Origin of the sequence: Paenarthrobacter sp. NPDC056912, from assembly GCF_042786555.1 — a bacterium.
Lineage (GTDB): Bacteria > Actinomycetota > Actinomycetes > Actinomycetales > Micrococcaceae > Arthrobacter.
In genome coordinates this window covers 53,923-73,427 of record NZ_JBHUCD010000018.1, presented here as the reverse complement: position 1 = coordinate 73,427, position 19,505 = coordinate 53,923, and the positions used below count along the sequence as shown (strand labels likewise).

General features: G+C 60.3%; 12 protein-coding genes. 2 read left to right on the top strand and 10 right to left on the bottom strand.

Annotated features, from left to right (window positions below; genetic code table 11):
- Nucleotides 1-60: 60 nt before the first annotated feature.
- From ACFRJ9_RS18350 to ACFRJ9_RS18320, 7 genes are all read right to left on the bottom strand, one after another.
- Nucleotides 61-792, bottom strand: coding sequence for an ABC transporter ATP-binding protein (locus ACFRJ9_RS18350; RefSeq protein WP_377670847.1), 732 nt, complete (start codon nt 790-792; stop codon nt 61-63).
- Entirely contained in the window at nt 793-1,650 is an 858-nt protein-coding gene (locus tag ACFRJ9_RS18345) for an ABC transporter permease (RefSeq protein ID WP_377670845.1), read from the bottom strand.
- Between the two features lie 2 nt (nt 1,651-1,652).
- Nucleotides 1,653-3,665 carry a glycosyltransferase gene (locus ACFRJ9_RS18340; protein WP_377670843.1) on the bottom strand — a complete coding sequence of 671 codons (2,013 nt, stop codon included), beginning with the start codon at nt 3,663-3,665 and terminating at the stop codon, nt 1,653-1,655.
- Entirely contained in the window at nt 3,662-4,846 is a 1,185-nt protein-coding gene (gene glf / locus ACFRJ9_RS18335) for a UDP-galactopyranose mutase (protein WP_377670840.1), read from the bottom strand. The genes ACFRJ9_RS18340 and glf overlap by 4 nt, the downstream gene beginning before the upstream one ends.
- Nucleotides 4,847-5,031: 185 nt before the next feature.
- Nucleotides 5,032-6,018, bottom strand: a complete 987-nt coding sequence (locus tag ACFRJ9_RS18330) for a Gfo/Idh/MocA family oxidoreductase (RefSeq protein ID WP_377670837.1) — start codon at nt 6,016-6,018, stop codon at nt 5,032-5,034.
- Nucleotides 6,018-7,109 (bottom strand): DegT/DnrJ/EryC1/StrS family aminotransferase, encoded by a 1,092-nt coding sequence (locus ACFRJ9_RS18325; protein ID WP_377670835.1) that lies wholly within the window; start codon nt 7,107-7,109, stop codon nt 6,018-6,020. The genes ACFRJ9_RS18330 and ACFRJ9_RS18325 overlap by 1 nt, the downstream gene beginning before the upstream one ends.
- Nucleotides 7,106-7,723 (bottom strand): acyltransferase, encoded by a 618-nt coding sequence (locus tag ACFRJ9_RS18320; protein ID WP_377670833.1) that lies wholly within the window; start codon nt 7,721-7,723, stop codon nt 7,106-7,108. The genes ACFRJ9_RS18325 and ACFRJ9_RS18320 overlap by 4 nt, the downstream gene beginning before the upstream one ends.
- 168 nt (nt 7,724-7,891) lie before the next feature.
- Here ACFRJ9_RS18320 and ACFRJ9_RS18315 point away from each other — a divergent pair, with 168 nt between their 5' ends.
- Nucleotides 7,892-12,019: an FtsK/SpoIIIE domain-containing protein gene (locus ACFRJ9_RS18315; RefSeq protein ID WP_377670830.1), complete on the top strand. Its 4,128-nt coding sequence runs from the start codon at nt 7,892-7,894 to the stop codon at nt 12,017-12,019.
- Here the strand turns inward: ACFRJ9_RS18315 and ACFRJ9_RS18310 are convergent.
- The gene (locus ACFRJ9_RS18310) at nt 12,016-12,516 is read right to left on the bottom strand and encodes a hypothetical protein (protein WP_377670828.1); all 501 of its coding nucleotides are present in this window, start codon (nt 12,514-12,516) and stop codon (nt 12,016-12,018) included. The two genes, ACFRJ9_RS18315 and ACFRJ9_RS18310, sit on opposite strands and share 4 nt — an antisense overlap.
- Nucleotides 12,517-12,754: 238 nt before the next feature.
- Between ACFRJ9_RS18310 and ACFRJ9_RS18305 the strand changes: the two genes are divergently transcribed.
- Entirely contained in the window at nt 12,755-13,003 is a 249-nt protein-coding gene (locus tag ACFRJ9_RS18305) for a WhiB family transcriptional regulator (RefSeq protein WP_003804966.1), read from the top strand.
- Between the two features lie 93 nt (nt 13,004-13,096).
- On the opposite strand, the gene ACFRJ9_RS18300 is transcribed toward ACFRJ9_RS18305, so the two are convergent.
- Together ACFRJ9_RS18300 and ACFRJ9_RS18295 are read right to left on the bottom strand one after the other, a co-directional pair.
- Nucleotides 13,097-14,566: a sensor histidine kinase gene (locus ACFRJ9_RS18300; protein ID WP_377670825.1), complete on the bottom strand. Its 1,470-nt coding sequence runs from the start codon at nt 14,564-14,566 to the stop codon at nt 13,097-13,099.
- 32 nt (nt 14,567-14,598) lie between these two features.
- The gene (locus tag ACFRJ9_RS18295; protein WP_377670823.1) at nt 14,599-19,455 is read right to left on the bottom strand and encodes an NAD-glutamate dehydrogenase; all 4,857 of its coding nucleotides are present in this window, start codon (nt 19,453-19,455) and stop codon (nt 14,599-14,601) included.
- Between the last annotated feature and the right edge of the window lie 50 nt (nt 19,456-19,505).

The window sequence follows — 19,505 nt, the reverse complement described above, 5'->3', positions numbered from 1 at the left end:
CCTTGGAAGAATACGGTGGCTTGGTCGTCGGCCGCGTAGGGGCTGTACAAGTACTGCGGTTTAGTTGCTTTCGCGAAGCCAAGCCACAGCCTGGTCAGCGGGTCCTTCGAACTGCACTGTCCCTGACGAAAGGACGACTCCACGATCACAGATCCGGGAAATCATGTCCAGGTCGTGGCTGACCACAACCAGTGTGCGGCCTTCGTCGGATAGTTGTTTGATCTTAGCCAAGCACTTCTTCTGGAAGGGCTCGTCACCTACTGCCAGGATCTCATCCACAAGGAAGATGTCCGGCTGAGTGTGCACCGCAACCGCAAAGGCCAGGCGCAGGAACATTCCCGAAGAATAGAACTTCACTTCAGTGTCAATGAACTGTTCGATTTCGGAGAAGGCGACGATGTCGTCAAATTTCTCGTTGATCTCCTGCTCGGTCATACCAAGGATCGCGGCATTGAGGAAGACGTTCTCGCGGCCGGACAAATCCGGATGGAATCCGGCACCAACCTCGATGAGTCCAGCGACGCGTCCCTTGGTTCGCACTGTTCCTTGATCCGGGAGGATGACTCCGGAGATCAGTTTCAGCAAGGTGGACTTACCGGACCCGTTGAAACCTAGGAGCGCTACGGTCTCCCCCGGCTGAATCTCAAAGCTGACGTCATGCAGGGCATCGAACTTCTTGGTGAGATCACCCTTGCGTCCCTTCACGAGCCAGACCAGCGTCTCTTTGAGGGAGTGCGAGTGGCGCAGATTGAACGTCTTCTTCAAGCCCTTGACTATGACAGCGGCGCCCACTCAGACCTCCTGCGCAAAGTGGCCTTCAAGCCGGCGGAACACCAGCTGGCCAATAATAAGGAACAGTGTGGCCATCCCGAGACCTATGAAACCAGTCCACATGAGGTGCGGAGGCAGCTCAACAGGACGGTCGACAGTGGGATACCAGAACGCCCAGTGGAACAGTTCAACTGCCACAGTGATGGGGTTGAGCTGATAGATCACCAACACCCAGGTGGGCGCCAGCCGGCGGATCATTGTCCAGTCGTAAAGGACGGGAGACGTCCAGGTCACAATCATCATCAACATATCGACGATGTTCTCGGCGTCCCGGAAGAAGACATTGATCGCACCGGCCAACAGGCCGAGGCCCGTGGCCAGGACAGCAACGATGACGAAGCCTAGGGCGGCCCCGAATAGTTGAAAGATGTCCGGATGCCATCCGGACAGCAATGCAGCTGCCAGCAGCACCACCAGCTGCGGGAGGAAGTGAACTGCTGCCACCCACACCGAGGCAACCGGGAAAAGCTCACGTGGCAGATAGATCTTCTTGACCAAGGCCGCGTTCGACACAATCGATCGCGTGGCATTCGAAAACGCCTCGGAGAAGAAGTTGATGACGATGACGCCCGAGAACATGTACAGCGCGTAGTTGGGAATCTGGTCCCCGACGCGCAGGACGATGCCCAACGCGAAGAACAGCACCACGTACTGGACCAAGGGCTTCACGTAAGACCAGGCCAAACCGAGTACCGAACCTCGGTAACGGACCCGGAGTTCCTTACGGACGATCAGCTTGAGCAGGTACCGGCGTCGATAGACATCGAGCAGGCCGGCACCAACCCCGGGAACAGCATAAGTATCAGTGGAAATGGCCATCGCTACTTGCTGGGCTCCGACGCTTCAAAGGTTTCCCGCCACGATTCCATCGAGGTGATTTCCGGAAGGGCCTCCCGGTACTGTGCCCGAAGGGTCTCCCAATTGGAGAAGAGCTGGGCGTGCAGCTTGGCCGATTCGACCACCAGCTGCCGCGCCATCTTCGGATCACGCAAATGCCACGAAGCTCCAGTACCGTCGGCGTTGGAGACCACGGCGCTATCCAGGTGGGCCAAGCTCCACCACTTGCCATCCTGATGGGCTACCTGGGCTTCAGGGTTCTCTTTGGCGGAGTCCCGGACCGGAGCCAAGGTCTGCTTCAAGACTGTCTTGACGGCCCACGGAAGCAGACCCAACGCGCCGGGCTGCTTGTAGGACTGCGGCTTCTTGGGAGGACGTTTACGGAAGACCTCGGGGAAGGCGCCCGGATCCGTCTTGACCTGGGAGTCGGGGAACTCTTCGCGCATGGCGCGGAGTTTAGGCATCGTGGTAGGCAGCTGCTGATGAAGGTTGCCGGGACCAGCAAGGACATCGCGAAGTGCCATGATGCGGGCTTGTTCCGGATAGTACTGCATCGATACCAAGTGCTTGACGTCAGTATTCAGGCTTTCACGCAGGATGCGTCCGCCCTTGGGGAAGGGAGAATGCAACAAGGTGGCAATGAGCCGGTTGCGCTCGTGGTAGTACGCCTGCCAGTCGACGGAGTCGTCCTTGTCGGCCCAAGAGACGTGCCAGACCGCTGCGCCGGGCAGGGTCACGGTGGGGAATCCAGCCGCACGTCCACGAAGTGAGTACTCCGCGTCGTCCCATTTGATGAAGACAGGAAGCGAGAGGCCGATGGTCTCTACGACCGTCTTGGGGATGAGGCACATCCACCAACCGTTGTAGTCCGCGTCCCAACGCCTGTGCAGCTGCGGTGTTGAGCGCAAGCCTGCTGCAGAGAAGTCGTGATTGCCGAGACCTTCAACAGGGCCCCAGAGGAACCTGTAGAAGTTCACAACCTCCGAGTACGCGTGCAGGACCGACTTGTTGTACATGTCGAACATGTGGCCGCCAACAATGGTGGGCTTGCGGCAAAGGTCAGCGAAGGCGACCGCACGCAGGACACCCTCGGTTTCAAGCTCGATGTCGTCGTCCAGCAGCATGACGTAGTCGCTCTTATCCGAAACGACCATCTCGTACATGTTGCGTGCGAAGCCTCCCGAGCCACCGAGATTTCCCTGGTTGATGACACGAAGCTGGTCACCCATCGACTCTGCAACCTCGTCAAAACCGGCTTCGTCAGCAACTTTCTTGTTGCCTTGGTCGACGATGATCAACTCGGCGAGGATCTCGCGCAGTCCGGCATCGCCGTCAATCGACTTGATGGTCTCAAGGCAGTAGTCCGCACGGTTGAACGTGGTAACGCCAAGAGTCACACGGCCCTGGGCGCGCCCCTCGTCCGGAACAGCCCAGTGGGCCTTCTTGAGCGTCATTCCATCGCCGCCGGCGATCAAGTCGAACCAGTACCAGCCGCCGTCGCCGAAGGGGGCGAGAGTCAACTCGAAATCGTTGCTCGAGTCGCCCTCGACCAAGACCGAATCAACGCGCTGGGAAGCACCGCGTGCGTTGGAACGGTAGACGATAACCGTTCCCTCACCTTCGGTCTCAAGATGAAGCACCGTCTTGGTTGCCACAGTCCACTTGCGCCAGTAGCTGGCCGGGAAGGCATTGAAATAGGAACCAAAGGAGAGCCGCTCACCACGACGGACCTGCACTGAACCGCGGTCCAGGATGTCCTCCGGGTGGAGCTTGCGTGCCATGCCGACTGTCTGGACGACGGCGCTGCTGTCGCTACCATCCTTCTGGACCTTGCTGGTGTCCGGGTCTACGTAAAGGGGCAGCGTGTCGAGATCACGGTTTGCCGGGAAAATGACGCGCTGGACAATGCGCAGGTTTTCTTCTGTTGACACCGGGGATTCCGCGGCAAGCGTGGCTGTCATGGCAGTCTCCTGGCTTTCGTTGGTCGTAGCGGTCATGCGTCCACTCCCCCACTTTCAAGCTTGGCGCCGCCAGTGAAGTGCGGCTTGATCTTGTTGTCGAACATGGAGAGGGCCGATCCAATGGCCATGTGCATGTCGAGATACTTGTAGGTTCCGAGTCGACCACCAAAGAGGACGGACTTCTCGCCTCGGGCAAGATCGCGGTAAGCAAGCAGCTTCTCACGGTCGTCAGAAGTATTGACGGGGTAGTACGGCTCGTCGCCCTTCTCAGCAAAACGCGAGAACTCCCGCATGATGACCGTAGCGTCCTTGGTGTAGTCCCGCTCCGGGTGGAAATGGCGGAACTCATGGATACGGGTGAAGGCGGCATCGGCGTCGGGGTAGTTCATGACAGAGCATCCCTGGAAGTCCTCGATGGGAAGGACTTCTTCCTCAAGGTCGATGGTGCGCCACGAGAGATCGCCTTCGGCGTAGTCGAAGTAGCGGTCAACCGGGCCGGTGTAGATGACCGGCACTTGGCCGAGTACAGCGGAGCGGCCATACTCGCCGTCGTCGAAGAAGTCCGCGTTCAGGATGACCTCAATGTTGGGGTGGTCCGCCATGCGCTCGATCCAAGCCGTGTAACCGTCCACCGGGAGACCTTCGTAGGTGTCGTTGAAATACCGGTTGTCATAGTTGTAGCGCACAGGAAGGCGGGAGATAATCTCGGCCGGCAGATCCTTCGGGTCTGTCTGCCACTGCTTACCGGTGTAGTGCTTGATGAAAGCTTCGTAGAGGGGCCGCCCGATGAGCTGGATGCCCTTGTCATTCAGGTTCTGCGGGTCTGTTCCCGCCAGTTCACCAGCCTGTTCGGCGATGAGCGCCCGCGCTTCCGTGGGGCTCATGGCCGAACGGAAGAATTGGTTGATGGTGCCCAGGTTGATGGGCATCGGGTACACCTCGCCCTTGTGGCTGGTGTAGACCTTGTGCTGGTAGCTGGTGAACTTGGTGAAGCGGTTCACGTATTCCCAGACGCGTTCGTTCGACGTGTGGAAGAGGTGGGCTCCGTAGCGGTGCACCTCAATTCCCGTCTGCGCCTCGTTCTCGCTGTAGGCGTTTCCTCCAATATGGTGGCGGCGATCAAGCACCGCGACCTTCAGCCCCAACTCGGTAGCGGCGCGTTCTGCTATGGTCAGGCCAAAGAAACCCGAGCCGACGACGACGAGATCAGCGTTCACAAACTCTCCTGTGTATTGGCGTGCGGGCACAAAAATGCCCACGTCTACTGGTCAAGGCTACCCGACGTTCCGATCGTTCCCCGATTCGAGGGCACGTGGTACGGGAGCGGCCACTGGCCGAAAAAAGGAACGGGAGGCTTGGCCCATAGCCAGCCTCCCGTCCAAAAATGCTGGAAGCGATAGAACTAAAGCGAGATGACAGCACCGGATTCGGCCGACTCAAGCACCGCTTCAGCGACGCGAAGCGTCTCCAGCCCCTCCGCCATTGTGACGATGTTCATGGACTTTCCAAGAACAGCATCACGGAACGCCTCGTGTTCCATCTTCAGGGGTTCACGCTTGGCCAAAGCAAAGCGGGTAGAAGAGCCCTCGGAGACCCCGCGGAATGCCGCAACGGAATCCCAGTCAGTCTGGAAGGTGCCGTTCTCAATGAACGTCAAGTCAGCGGAGATGGTGTCTGCGATGTAAGCGCCGCGCTCACCGAGGACAACGGTGGTGCGCTCCTTCATGGGAGACAACCAGTTGACGATGTGGTTCGTTACTACGCCACTCTTGAGGTGGCCAATAGCGGTGACCATGTCTTCATGCTGGCGGCCGCTTCGGGAAGTCGTGTGAGCTACGACGTTGACGAAGTTGCTCTGGGCCAACCACGCTGTGAGGTCGATGTCATGGGTTGCCAGGTCCTTGACCACCCCGACATCAGCGATACGGGAGGGGAAGGGACCCTGGCGGCGGGTGGAAATCTGGTAGACCTCACCGAGGTCGCCGTTACCCAGTCTTTCACGCAGGCTCTGCAAGGACGGGTTGAAGCGCTCGATGTGGCCGACAGCCCCGATCAGGCCCCGGGACTCGAAGGCTTCAGCGATGCGACGCCCCGAAACCGAGTCATTGGCGATCGGCTTTTCCACGAGGCAGTGCACACCGGCTTCTGCCAACTGCAAGGCCACTTCTTCATGAAGGACGGTCGGCACGGCAGCGACAGCCATGTCGATGCCCTGCTCAATGAGCTGCTCGACAGTGCTGAACACATCCAAGCCATTGGCCACATTGTGAGGGTCGCCGAAGGAATCGGCAACGGCAACCAGGTCAACACCTTCAAGCTCTCTGATTACCCGGGCATGGTGGCGGCCCATCATGCCCAACCCAATGAGGCCGGCGCGCAGATTCGCCACTAGCTACCTGCCTTTGCCACTGCATTTACCGCAGCAACAATGCGGTCGAGATCGTCTTGGCTCAACGACGGGTGGACAGGAAGGGACAGCACGTTGGCGGCCGACGCCTCCGTCACGGGCAGGTCGTCTGAAGTCTGGAAGGGCGCAAGGCGGTGGTTGGGGATGGGGTAGTAAACGCCGCAGCCAACGTTGTATTCCTCGCGGAGGGCCTTCGCGAAGCCGTCACGGTCCTCGGCGATGCGGATGGTGTACTGGTGGTAGACATGCTCGTAACCCTCGGCGACCTTGGGAGTGACGACGCCTTCGATGTTTTTGTCGAAGAACGCTGCGTTTTCCTGCCGGGTCTTGGTCCAGCCTTCCACCTTCGTCAACTGCACGCGGCCGATAGCGGCGTGGATGTTGGTCATACGGCAGTTGAAGCCAACCAGTTCGTTCTCGTACTGACGCTCCATGCCCTGGTTGCGGAGCAACCGGAGGCGACGCTCGACGTCGGCCAGGCCGGTGCTGACCATTCCACCCTCGCCAGAGGTCATGTTCTTGGTCGGATAGAGGCTGAACATGGCGAAATCACCAAAGGTGCCCACCTTCCGGCCGTTGACTGCAGCTCCGTGTGCCTGGGCTGCGTCCTCGAATACCTTTACGCCGTGCTTGGCAGCGAGCGCGCCGATGGCGTCAACGTCGAAAGGGTGCCCATAGAGGTGGACGGGCATGATAGCTGCCGTCCGGTCCGTGATCTTGGACTCCACGGAAGCAGCATCGAGGGTGTAGTAGTCCGGGTCCACGTCAGCAAAAACCGGCGTCGCGCCTGTCAGTGCCACGGAATTTGCCGTTGCCGCGAAGGTGAACGACGGGACGATGACTTCGTCCCCAGGGCCAATGCCCGCGGCCAGGAGGCCAAGGTGCAGGCCGGAAGTTCCGGAGTTCACGGCTACTGCAGCCCGGCCATCGAGGAGGACTTGCGAGAATTCCTGCTCGAAAGACGCGACCTCCGAACCCTGGGCAAGCTGACCGGAGGCCAGAACGGCATCTACTGCCTTGCGCTCCTCGTCACCGATGATGGGCTTGGCGGGGGGAATGAATTCAGGGCTCATGCCTCTACCTCTCGAAGTGTCTCGTTCTGTTCAACATATGTGGCGCCGGTTTCCGGGCATACCCAGTTCTCTCCGCTGCGCTGCAACGGGATTCCTGCTTTGCCGACCCAGCCATGGCGCTTGGCCGGGACTCCGACCATCAGGGCAAAATCAGGGACATCCTTGGCGACGACGGCACCGGCAGCTACTGTGGCCCATCGTCCAATGGTTACGGGGGCGACACAAACTGCGCGGGCACCGATTGACGCACCTTCACGAATCGTGACGCCTACTGGCTCCCAGTCGTGAGCGCTCTTCAAGCTGCCGTCCGGGCTAACGGCCCGGGGATACGTATCGTTGGTCAAGACCACGGCCGGGCCAATGAAGACGCCGGCTTCCAGTTCTGCGGGCTCGTAGACAAGTGCATAGTTCTGAACTTTGCAGTTGTCCCCCATCTTGACCCCGGTGCCGATATAGGCACCGCGTCCTACGATGCAATTAACGCCCAGTTCGGCCTGCTCGCGGACTTGGGCAAGATGCCAAATCTTTGATCCATCACCAATTACCGCCTTGTCTGAGACATCGGCGCTCTCTGCAACCACTATCACCGGTGAAGGTCCTTCCTCATTGAGCACACGCGACAACGAGATTCATCTTAGCTGAGACACCAAGCCCCCGCGTCAAGGCAGCAGGGCGGGGTGAACGGCGGAGTTTTCCACATACGCCATAAAGAGCGCTGTGTTTCGGCCGGCAACTCCATACCGTCAGTAGGAAGACCCGCCAATCAGGAGAGGAGCCGGTCCATGACCTTGGAGTGCACATTGGTTCGCGGTCCTGCCGCCGCGGTCTCCGCGGCACCGGAAGAGTTGAGTATCTCGGTCGCCAACGGGACTTCCGGCGCCCACGTTCAGCGGCTCTTGGAGGAAGCACACGGAACCGGTCGGCTTTACGTCGAAGCCCAGGATTTGTCCACTCTGACAGTTGGAGAGCCACCACTGATGTCTGGCGCCGTGGTGGTTGACGGTCCGGCTCTTCTGCGCGATCCCGGTGGCACTCCCCTGCCCATGATGCTCGTGGCCCACTCCGGACCCGGTGCGGGTTCCGTATACCGCCTTCAGCGTGGTCGTTACCTGATAGGTAGAGGTGCTGTGGATATTTCAGTACCTGATCCTGGGATGTCCCGGGAGCACGCTCTCTTGGACGTTTCCAGCACTGCACTGACACTCACCCAAATCGGCGGAGCCAACCCGGTGTTTGTGGACGGGGAGCCTAGTCGACGACGAACGGTAACGTCCGCGTCAATCATGCGTCTTGGTAACTCGACTTTCACGATCTACGCCGACAACATGCCATTCCAGGCGATCTCAACTTCTGCCGGCGTTTCCGTGGAAGAACCAATCGAGGTACCGCATGCCAAAGGCTCTGCGAATCGCCTCACCGTTGCTTTGGCGGCAGCCCTGCCCCTTATTGTCGGCGTCGGTCTGGCCATCGCGACCGGAATGTGGATGTACTTGGGATTCACGGCCATATCGGCGGTTTCCATGTTTGTCCCGATGATCACCGGCCGAAAGAGTCGCCGGGAGTTCAGGCAGGCTGTTGCCCACGCGGCACATGCTGACGTCGAGCGACGACGCCGTTGCTCACCTTCGGCCGCGGATTTCATCGTGGCCGCCCACCCGTTGGGATCAAGAGTGGGTTTGACGACTTCCGAACGCGGGAAAAAGACAACGCGACCAACGCCGAAAACCAGCCCTTCGGAAGAGACCGTGGTCGATTTCCCCGGCGTATGGGTCCGGCTCGGCACCATGCCGGCGCTTGCCAATGTCCGCATGGTCCCCGAGGATCCTCAGTTCCGTCCACCATCCATTGGTTCCGCCGCGCTGACACTGAGTCCACAATCCCCAGTGGTGACACTTCGAGGCCAAGAGTTCCAAGTCGATGCAATCCTACGATTCATCGTGATGCAGCTTGCCGGATTTCCTTCTTCGAAGGAATCACCCGTGATTGTTCTGGGACCAGTAGAACGGTTGCCGTTGAGCGCCAGGTTCCTCCCCCGCATCACCCTTGTCACTCATCAAACTGCCGCCCTTGAGGCATGCCGCCAGCTAAGCCGCGGCCCACAAGGCAGGCTCATCGTCCTCGACCATCCGGCGTGCGTTGATCCCGAAGCCTTGCCGCAGCTCCTGAGCGCAGCGCGCCTCGCCTCGTGGCAGGTGATTCATCATTCCGACTCGGCAGAGACCACCGGACTCGTCATAGACATTGCACAGTCAGGTACTACGGCCTCGATGGATTCAGGTGATGAACGCCGACAATTCACCCCGGACATGGTCGGAATCGACGTCTTCGATCAATTCTGTCGCCGCATGGCGACCCAAACCGACCATGAAGTCGCAGCTGGAAATCATGAAATTGCCGCCAGCTGTTCACTGTCTGACCTTCTTTCATCAGGGCAGAGGAGCATTCATCGACGATGGGCCGATCCAGCGCAGAACAATGCGCTCTCCGCGGTCCTTGGCCAGGGAATCGACGGGTTGCTGACATTTGACTTCAAGGCCGACGGTCCGCACCTGCTGGTGGCCGGTACTACCGGCTCCGGAAAGTCTGAACTCCTCAAGACGCTGGTAGCGTCCTTGGCCCTGAAACACCCACCGGACCGTGCATCTTTCTTGTTCTTTGATTTCAAGGGTGGGTCCGGATTGGGACCGCTTGCCGGCCTCCCGCACTGCGTAGGCCTCCTAACAGACCTCGGAAAGCATCATCTCGATCGTGCCCTCATGTCACTTCGTGGAGAGATCCAACACCGGGAAAAGCTGTTTGCTACGGTCGGGGCCTCGGACCTTGCTGCGTATGAACGGTCCAAGACTGCCTTAGAGTCGCCGATTCCGCACTTGGTACTTGTCGTTGACGAATTTCGAATGCTTGTGGACGAAAACCCAGCGGCTCTTCGAGAGCTCATGCGTATCGCCACGATCGGGCGTTCGTTAGGTATCCACCTGGTCATGGCCACACAAAGACCGCAAGGGGCCCTCTCCGCCGATATCCGCGCCAACGTGACATCGAGCATCGCGTTACGAGTGCAGTCGGAGATGGAGTCTGTTGACATCATCAATTCAAAAGTCGCGGCATCTATTGGCGTCAACACCCCCGGCAGAGCGTTTCTGGCCAGGGCATCAGGTAGTCCCGAGGAATTCCAGACAGCCTCGCTGTCTGTTTCCACCCGAGACTCGGCGCTACCGGGGCGCTGCGACTATGGACTGCAAACCGTACAGTCGGCGGCCCGGGCTTTGACATATCTTCCCGACCCACCTGCCGCTGCCGTTGGCAGCCATGATCCGGGTGGGGACCCCGGCACCCGGAAGATGGTCTCGGCGGTTCAGGAGGCATGGAACTTTCTCCTACGGCCGCTGCCGAGGCGTCCTATCGCGGCGCCGCTGCCGGCCTCAATCGGTTGGGACGATCAGCTCGATCTCGCGAAAGACCCCTGGACGAGGCAGTCCAATGAGCCAGGCCAGCGGATTGTCGGCCCGTTGGCCCTCTTCGACAGGCCGGAACAGCAAATTGTCGAGCATCTGCTCTGGTCACCATCCGAACACGGGCATCTGGCGATGATCGGCGGTGCGTCAAGTGGCATGCATGAATGCTTCAGGGCGGTCTCCGCGCTGCTCGCAACCCAGGAGCCCAAACCTCATCTTTATGTTCTCGATGCAGCAGGACTACTGGCAGGCAATCCCGCTGAGAGGGAACTCTTTGGAGCCGCTGCCGGCCTCCATGAAATGCATCTTGCCGTGCGGGTGTTGAAGCGCCTCGCCGGAGAGCTCGAACGTCGACGCGCGGCTGGGGACGAAGGTCGCTCCCACCGCCCCTTGGCTCTTATCGTGGCGGGATGGTGTTCCTGGGCAACCGCGCTACGGTCCGGGCCCTTCGGATGGGCTGAGGAAGTTCTGCAGGACATTGTCAGGGACGGCGGTCCCCTGGGCATCGCAGTACTCATTTCGGGAGAACGGGAACTCGTAGCCTCACGCTTTTTTGCCGGTATCCAGAATCGCGCATATTTTCCCTCGGGTTCCACCGACGAGTCCCGGTTTCATTGGCCACGCCTGCCGGACGTGGAAAACTTTCCGGGACGGGCCTTCATCGTCGGAAACTTCGTGGGCGGGGACACCGCAGTGGCACAATTCCGTGAGGCCCCGGGGACGGGACGGTGGCCGTTCGGTTCCGTCACGTCATCCGAAGCGCCGTTCCGAGTGAGGCCGCTCCCGGGACTTCTCAGCCCGCAGGACTTCCATGCCCAGCTGAATGCGGTCGATTCCCGCAACGAGGAAATGACCCAACAGCGGCCGCTGTGGGTCGGAGTGGGTGGCGACGAATCCACCCCCATTTCACTACCACTGCGGCCACACGGCGTCAGCGTCATTCTGGGTGCCCACGGCAGTGGGAAAAGCTCAACGCTCGGTGCCCTGTGCACGCTGAATCCCGCAGTTCCATGGGTGTTCCCGCCGAAATCAACGTCAGCGAACATGTTCTGGGTGTCTGCAGCCCAAGAGGCAGAAGGAGGAACGTTGGACCCTGACAGCATTCTGCTCGTGGACGACGCAGATACATTGGACGCTCAGGGGCATCAGGCACTTATGAACTTGGCAGGGAAAGTCCGCGGAATCGTGATGACCGCTACGACCGGACCGACTCTCCTGCAGCGTCTACCCCTCGTCAGGGACGTACAGGCTTCCGGCCTGGGGATCGTTTTGGCTCCCAGAACGTCCCTGGACGGTGATCTTCTTGGGGTGCGGCTCGATGCCGACCCTGCGGGGAGTGCCGGCCGGGGCTTTGTTGTGCGCGGACCGGAAGTCAGGCCCTTTCAAGGGGTGCTCACGTCGGGTTTCCCGCCCCCAGCTGTGGACGTAAAGGAAGATTCGGGGCATCCGGGTTAAAGCGCCGCCGAAGTACCGCCCACCCGTGAGGCAAAGGCAATGACGTTCTTTTGAAAGAGGAACACTATGGCAGCCAAAGCCGGCACGATCATCGCTATCCCTTGGAAGACGAGCCCGCCGGTCATCGTCGGAAAACCAATGGTGAGGACGAACAATTGGGCCACCAATGCGGCTGCCCGGGTCCATCTATACCCACGGAACAAGAAAAGGCCCACAGCAAACAACCACGCTGAGAACGCCAGCAGCAGCGCCAGAGTGAACACGGCGCCCCAGAAGGTCAGCACGGGAGCCCCGCTCAACAATTCGAACGCATACCAAGCGGCAGCTCCAAGAAGTGCGAGGGCTTCCAAAGCAACAACGATGGAGATAACCAGTATTCCGGCGGGCCGTTGATTGCCGGCGGGACCGGCTCCAGCACTCGTCGGCTCCGCGACGGAATCATCGCTTCCGTCCGATCCGGGGGCGGGCTGGGCAGGGTTAACAGGAGGTCTTGACACACTGGCACACTACCGGACATAGTCATCTAGCAGTGAGGGCACTGGCGGCTGATGTGATGCATCGCTCACGGATTCCGAGCATTTCGACCACTAACACCCCTTGTTTACAAGGCGTTAACATGAAACGCTTGACTCAGACGACCAAGGGGGCCCATGCGGGCCCCTTTCCTTTGGAGCCTCTCGTGAATGTTTTCACAAAAGGCCCTTCTAGTTCTCACGAATGGAGTGACTGATCAGCATGGATTGGCGTAATCGCGCAGCCTGCCTCGACAAGGACCCGGAGCTCTTCTTCCCAGTCGGCAACACGGGACCAGCACTTCTGCAGATCGAGGAAGCAAAGAGCGTCTGCCGCCGCTGTCCCGTCGTTGACACCTGCCTTCAATGGGCACTGGAGTCCGGACAAGACGCCGGCGTGTGGGGCGGCATGAGTGAAGATGAGCGTCGCGCCCTCAAGCGTCGCGCAGCACGCGCACGCCGCGCTTCCTAGCACAAGGCGAACAGAAAGGCCGCGGACCGGATGGTCCGCGGCCTTTCTTCATTTGGGGCTTCGAGTGCTCTCGGGAAAGGCCCTGCTGGGCTCCTAGGCGCGTGCGAGGTTAAGCACGATCTCCACGGCAGTCCCGCCGCCATCGCGTGGGCTCCACTGAATGGACCCCCCCAATTCACTTGTCACGAGCGTGCGGACAATCTGCAAACCCAGGCCCTCTGTGTATTGCCCGTCCGGCAATCCGACGCCGTCGTCGGCAATAGTCACTGTAAGGAATTCGTCGTTGCCGTCACCGTCGGCTCGGTCGGCCAGCAACCAAACAGTCCCTGTCCGCCCCTCGAGTCCGTGCTCAACAGCATTCGTCACCAGTTCGTTGATGACCAAGGCCAACGGCGTCGCGAAGTCGCTGGGCAACTCCCCAAACAAACCCGAACGCTCAGTGCGGACATGCTGGGACGGCGAAGCGACCTCCGCCGAGAGCCGGAACTGCCGTCCGATCAATTCGTCAAAATCAACACTCTGCGTCAGACCTTGTGAAAGAGTTTCGTGGACCAAAGCAATGGTGGCAACGCGCCGCATCGCCTGTTCAAGACCCTGTTTGGCTTCATCGCTGACCATCCTCCTCGACTGCATCCGCAAGAGGGCAGCCACAGTCTGCAGGTTGTTCTTGACCCGGTGATGGATTTCCCGGATGGTGGCGTCCTTGGTGACAAGTTCCATCTCCCGACGCCTCAGCTCAGAGACGTCACGGCACAGGACCAAAGCTCCAAATCGATGCTGTTCGTCGCGCAAAGGAATGGCCCTCAGGGAAAGGCTGACACCCCTGGACTCAATTTCGCTGCGCCACGGCATACGGCCTGTAACTACCAAAGGCAGCGTCTCGTCCACCATCCGCCGGTCCTTGAGCAGACCTGCGGTTACTTCTGCCAGTGAGCGGCCTTCCAGGGACTCCACCTCGCCGAGACGGCGGAAGGCGGAAACTCCGTTTGGACTGGCGTACTGCACTACGCCCTCAGCGTCGAGCCTGATGAGTCCATCTCCGACGCGCGGGGCGCCTCGGCGGGAACCGGTCGGGGAAGCGAAGTCGGGCCACAGCCCCAGGGTTCCCATGCGCAGGAGGTCGTACGCACATTGGCGATAAGTGAGTTCGAGCCGGGAGGGCATACGGGAACTGGACAAGTCCATATGGGATGTGACTACGGCGAGCGTTCTTCCGTTGCGCACCATGGGAACAGCCTCAACCCGGAGCGCCATCTCACTGCTCCAGTTTGTTTCGCTGGAACGCTCGATCGACCGACTGTTCCATGCCTTGTCCACAAGCGGGCGGAGATCCGACCGGATTCCCTCGCCCACGAAGTCCGCGTGGAACACCGTATGCGATGTCGACGGACGTACGTGGGCGAGGGCGATGTAGCCGAGATCGGGATGCGGGAACCATAGTGCAAGGTCCGCAAACGCCAAGTCAGCAACCATCTGCCAGTCACCGACGAGGAGGTGCAGCCATTCGGCATCTCCAGGCCCGAAATCAGCGTGTTCCCTGATGGGGTCTGTAAAGATTGCCACTGCACCTCCATTTGCGACGCCAGGGATTGCTCCTAGCGTCGAACGATTGACCTCAAGAGCCTTAATGCTACCGACAGTGAAGCCATGTCGTCGGCTTCGAGCGCGTTGACCTCGTCAAACATGGTCTTGGCGCGCCCGAGTTGCTCCGCGTTAATGCCTTCCCAGGCCTTCAGGCGATCCTCAGCGGGGGTGCCCGGCTCCGTCGACTCAAGCACCGACGTCGTCATGTCCGCCACCGTTGAGTAGAGGTCATCCCGAAGCGCTGCACGGGCCAATGCCTGCCAGCGGTCGTCGCGAGGCAGGGAACTGATTCGCTCCAGCAGCGAATCCACATGGAACCGGTTGAAGACGGTGTAGTAGACGTGTGCCACGTCCTCAACGCCATCGGCCCCCGTCTGGGCGATCCGTGCGATGTCCAAGAGCGCGTAGCTCTCGAAAAGCTCGGCCCACCGGTGTGCGAGGAGTTCAGGCAACTCCCAGCCCCGGGCCTTTTCAAGCCAGCCGCTGATGCGTACCTTGTCGTCGCCCCTGAGGTAGTCCAGGAGTTTGGCCCGCAACGGAGCCATCATGTGCTTGAACGAGTCAACAACGTCGGAGATCGGTTGCGAAGCCATACCCTGTCCGAGGACCCAGCGCACTGCCCGGTCGAGGAGGCGGCGCACATCCAAATGCACTTCGCTCCAGTGTTCCGTCGGGAAGGACGCCGGCAGGGCGTTCAGCTCGGCGACCATCGAGTCGAGGTCATAGATCTCCCGCAAGGCCACGAACGCTTTCGCCACCGCTACTTCGTTGGCAGAGGTCTCTTCGATGGCCCGGAAAGCAAAGGTGATGCCTCCGAGGTTGATGATGTCGTTGGCGACCACGGTTGCAATGATCTCGCGCCGGAGGGGGTGGGTGTCCAACTCGGCGTCGAACCGCTCCCGCAACTGTTTGGGGAAGTAAGAGCGGATCGTGTCTGCGAACCAAGGGTCGTCGGCAAGGTTGCTGTCACGGAGCGCCGCTCCCAGTTCGATCTTGGCGTAGGCAGCCAGAACGGCAAGTTCTGGTGACGTCAGGCCTTGGCCTTGCTCGAGCCGCTCACGGAGGGTTTCCGTGGTGGGCAGTGCCTCAAGGTCACGTTTGAGGTCCGCAGACTTTTCCAGCCAGTCCATAAGGCGTTCGTAGCTTGGGCTCCAGTCTGCAACACGTGTCCGGTCGTTGAGGAGCAGAATGTTTTGGTCGATATTGTCTTGCAGGACGAGCCTGCCGACCTCGTCTGTCATATCAGCAAGGAAGGACGCCCGTTCAGACGCCTGAAGCTTCCCGGCGGCAACCATGCGGTCAACGAAGATCTTGATGTTGACCTCATGATCAGAGCAATCGACGCCAGCTGAATTGTCGATCGCATCCGTGTTGAGGATGACTCCCTGCAGGGCCGCTTCGATGCGTCCGCGCTGGGTCAGTCCCAGGTTTCCGCCTTCACCGACAACCTTGACCCGCAGGTCGCGTCCATCAACCCTGATGGCGTCGTTGGCTTTGTCACCCACGGCCGCGTGGGTCTCAGTGCTCGCCTTGACATAGGTACCGATTCCACCGTTGTAGAGCAGGTCTGCCGGGGCCAGCAAGATGGCCCGAAGGAGCTCCGGCGGGCTCAACTGGGTAGTTCCATCAGGCAGCCCCAAGGCCCTTCGAACTTCTTCCGAGACCGGAATAGTCTTTGCCTGGCGCGGGTAGACCCCGCCGCCCGCACTGATGAGCGAGCGGTCATAGTCGTCCCACGATGACCTGGGCAATTCGAAGAGCCGCTGCCGCTCGGCAAAGGATGCTGCGGCATCAGGAGCGGGATCCAGGAAGATGTGCCGATGGTCGAAGGCAGCCAGAAGCCGGATGTGGCGGGAAAGCAGCATGCCGTTGCCAAAGACGTCGCCGGACATGTCACCCACGCCCACTACCGTGAATTCTTCGGTTTGGGTGTCCAGGTCCAGCTCACTGAAGTGGCGCTTGACCGATTCCCATGCGCCGCGTGCAGTGATGCCCATTGCCTTGTGGTCATAGCCGACTGAGCCACCGGAGGCGAACGCGTCACCTAGCCAGAAGCCATATTCTGCAGCGAGTCCATTTGCAGTGTCAGAGAACGTTGCCGTACCTTTGTCCGCTGCGACCACAAGGTAGGAATCGTCACCGTCGTGCCGAACTACGTCCGACGGCGGAACTAGCGTCTCGCCCTCGGCGGACGTCACGAGATTATCGGTGATGTCCAGAAGGCCTCGGATAAAGGTCTTGTAGCTCTCGACGCCTTCGGCCATCCATGCAGCCCGGTCCAGTGCGGGATTGGGCAACTTCTTGGCGAAGAACCCGCCCTTGGCCCCCGTGGGGACAATAACGGCGTTCTTGACGGTCTGGGCCTTCACCAGGCCCAGGATCTCCGTGCGGAAATCCTCCCGGCGGTCGGACCAGCGGAGGCCGCCGCGAGCCACCTTGCCGAATCGCAGGTGCACACCCTCTACCCTCGGCGAGTAGACCCAGATCTCGTACATCGGGCGTGGGAATGGCAGCCCGTCTATGGAGGTCGGGTCCAGCTTGAAGCTGAGGTATTCCTTGTCTTGGAAATAGTTGGTACGGAGGGTCGCCTCAATGAGGTTCACGAACGTGCGCAGTACGCGGTCCGCATCCAGCGTCGCTACTTGCTCGATCGACTCAGCGAGCGCTGCACGAGCCACCGCCTGGCGTTCGGGGCGCTCGTCCTCGGCAACAGCGGGATCAAAGCGCGCGAGGAAGAGTTCGTTGAGCCCACGGGCAACATCCGGATTGCCCAGCAGCGTGTCCGCGATGAAGCCGAATGAGTTTGTATTGCCCATCTGCCGCATGTACTTGGCGTAGGCACGGAGAACCATTACCTTCCGCCAATGCATCCCTTCACGGAGCACGAGGCGATCGAAGTTGTCCGATTCCACGATCCCTGTGACGGCAGCGCCAAAGGAATCGGCCAAGAGGTCTCCCGTGACGAGCGGGTCGACGCCAGCCGGATACTTGAGCCCAAGGTCGTAGAGGAAAAAGTCGCGGTGATCGGCCGTTTCGATCTCAAAGGGCCGCTCATCCAGTACTTCGAGGCCAAGATTGTGGAAGTAGGGAAGGATCTGGCTCAGGCTCTTGGGTTCCATCAAATAGAGCTTGACGCGCGCGTCCTCCTCCAACGCTTCGCCGGCCCCTGCCGGGAGATAGACGTGGACGCCGGGCTTGAGCTCTTTAGTGGCAGCTCCCGCCCGCTCGGCCTGCGCCCCGTATTTCTCGAAGCGTTCAATGTCTTGAAGCGCGTCTTCCACTTCGTAGTCCACACGGTAGCCTGCGGGGAATGCCTCGGCCCAGTGCGCTGAGAGAACGTCCGCGTTCCCGGCGGGAACGTGCTCCCGAAGAACCTCGGCGATGCCTTCACTCCAGGACCTCGACGCCCGCATGAGCCGGTGTTCGAGCTCTTCAACGTTGACGTCCGCTAGTTCAGCGGCTTTGGGAAGCCTGATCCTGAAGAAGACTCGAGCCAGCGCGGACTCTGTTATGCGGGCTTCATAGTCAATGCTCTCGGCATGGAAGGTTTCGCGGAGTTCCTGCTCGATGCGGAGGCGCACACTGGTGGTGTACCGGTCGCGGGGCAAGTAGACGACCGCGGACATGAACCGCCCGTAGATGTCCGGACGCAGGAACAGCTTGGTCCTGCGTCGCTCCTGCAGGCGCTGGATACCAGTGGCAGTAGCTGCCAGGTCCGCCACCTCTATCTGGAACAGTTCATCGCGGGGGTATGTCTCGAGAATGCCGAGGAGATCCTTGCCGGAGTGGGAATCAATCGGGAACCCGGCGTTCCGCAGTACAGCATCCACCTTGTCTCGAACAATCGGTATGCTGCGGACGGAGCCCGTGTAGGCGCTTGTGGCGAACAGCCCGATGAAGCGCCGTTCTCCGTTCACGTTGCCCAGGGCGTCGAAACTCTTCACGCCAATGTAGTCAAGGTATGCAGGACGGTGGACCGTGGATCGGGAGTTCGCCTTGGTGATGACCAGGGCACGCTTTTCCCGGGCACGCTTCCGTCCCGCATCCGTGAGGTGCTGGACCTGCCGTGCACTGTCCCCTTCCCGGAGCAGCCCGAGACCGCTGTCCTCACGGAGTTCCAGGACGTCCTCGCCATTGTCGTCGACGAGGTCATATTCACGGTAGCCAAGGAAAGTGAAGTTGCCGTTGTCCAGCCATCGCAACAGGTCTTGTGCCTGCCGCAGCTCCGCAATTTGTTCAGGGTGGGACACGCCACCCAGCGCTTCGGCCAGTTCGCGGGCCTTGCTCCGCATCTTGGGCCAGTCTTCAACTGCGGCCCGGACGTCGCCCAGGACGCGGTGCAGCCCGGAAATCAATTGCTCGCGTGCGTCGTCGCTGACGCGGTCGATTTCGACGGCGATCCAAGACTCCATGTGCGATGCGTTGTCACCGTCTCCGAGGAGGTGGGCGACGCTAGGCAACGCGGCGGTATCGCCACTGGAAATTCCGACGTTTGACGGCACCCTGGAAATACCGCTGAGTTCACCGGATACGCGATCGCGCGTGACCACAAACAGAGGGTGCATCACCAAGCGGATCGCGCAGTTCTGCCGTACGAGTTCAGCATTGACGGAGTCGACAAGGAAGGGCATATCGTCCGTGACAATGTAGACGACGCTTCGGTCGGACTCGCCAGTGATCTCCACTATCGCGTTTCCGGGCTTGCGGGACTGGGCAGCAGCCCGGTGATTTGTTGCCCGCGTCAGCAGGAGCTCAGGCGAGTACCCGCGGGAGTCCTCCTCTGCGAGGTGCTCATAGTAGTCACCGAAGAACCCTTCACGGACAACTGCTGCATCGGACCGATCCTCCACACTGGATCCTGACGACATTGACAAACGCCTCCATCACATGTTGATTGCTGCGACTCTGCAGCCCACAT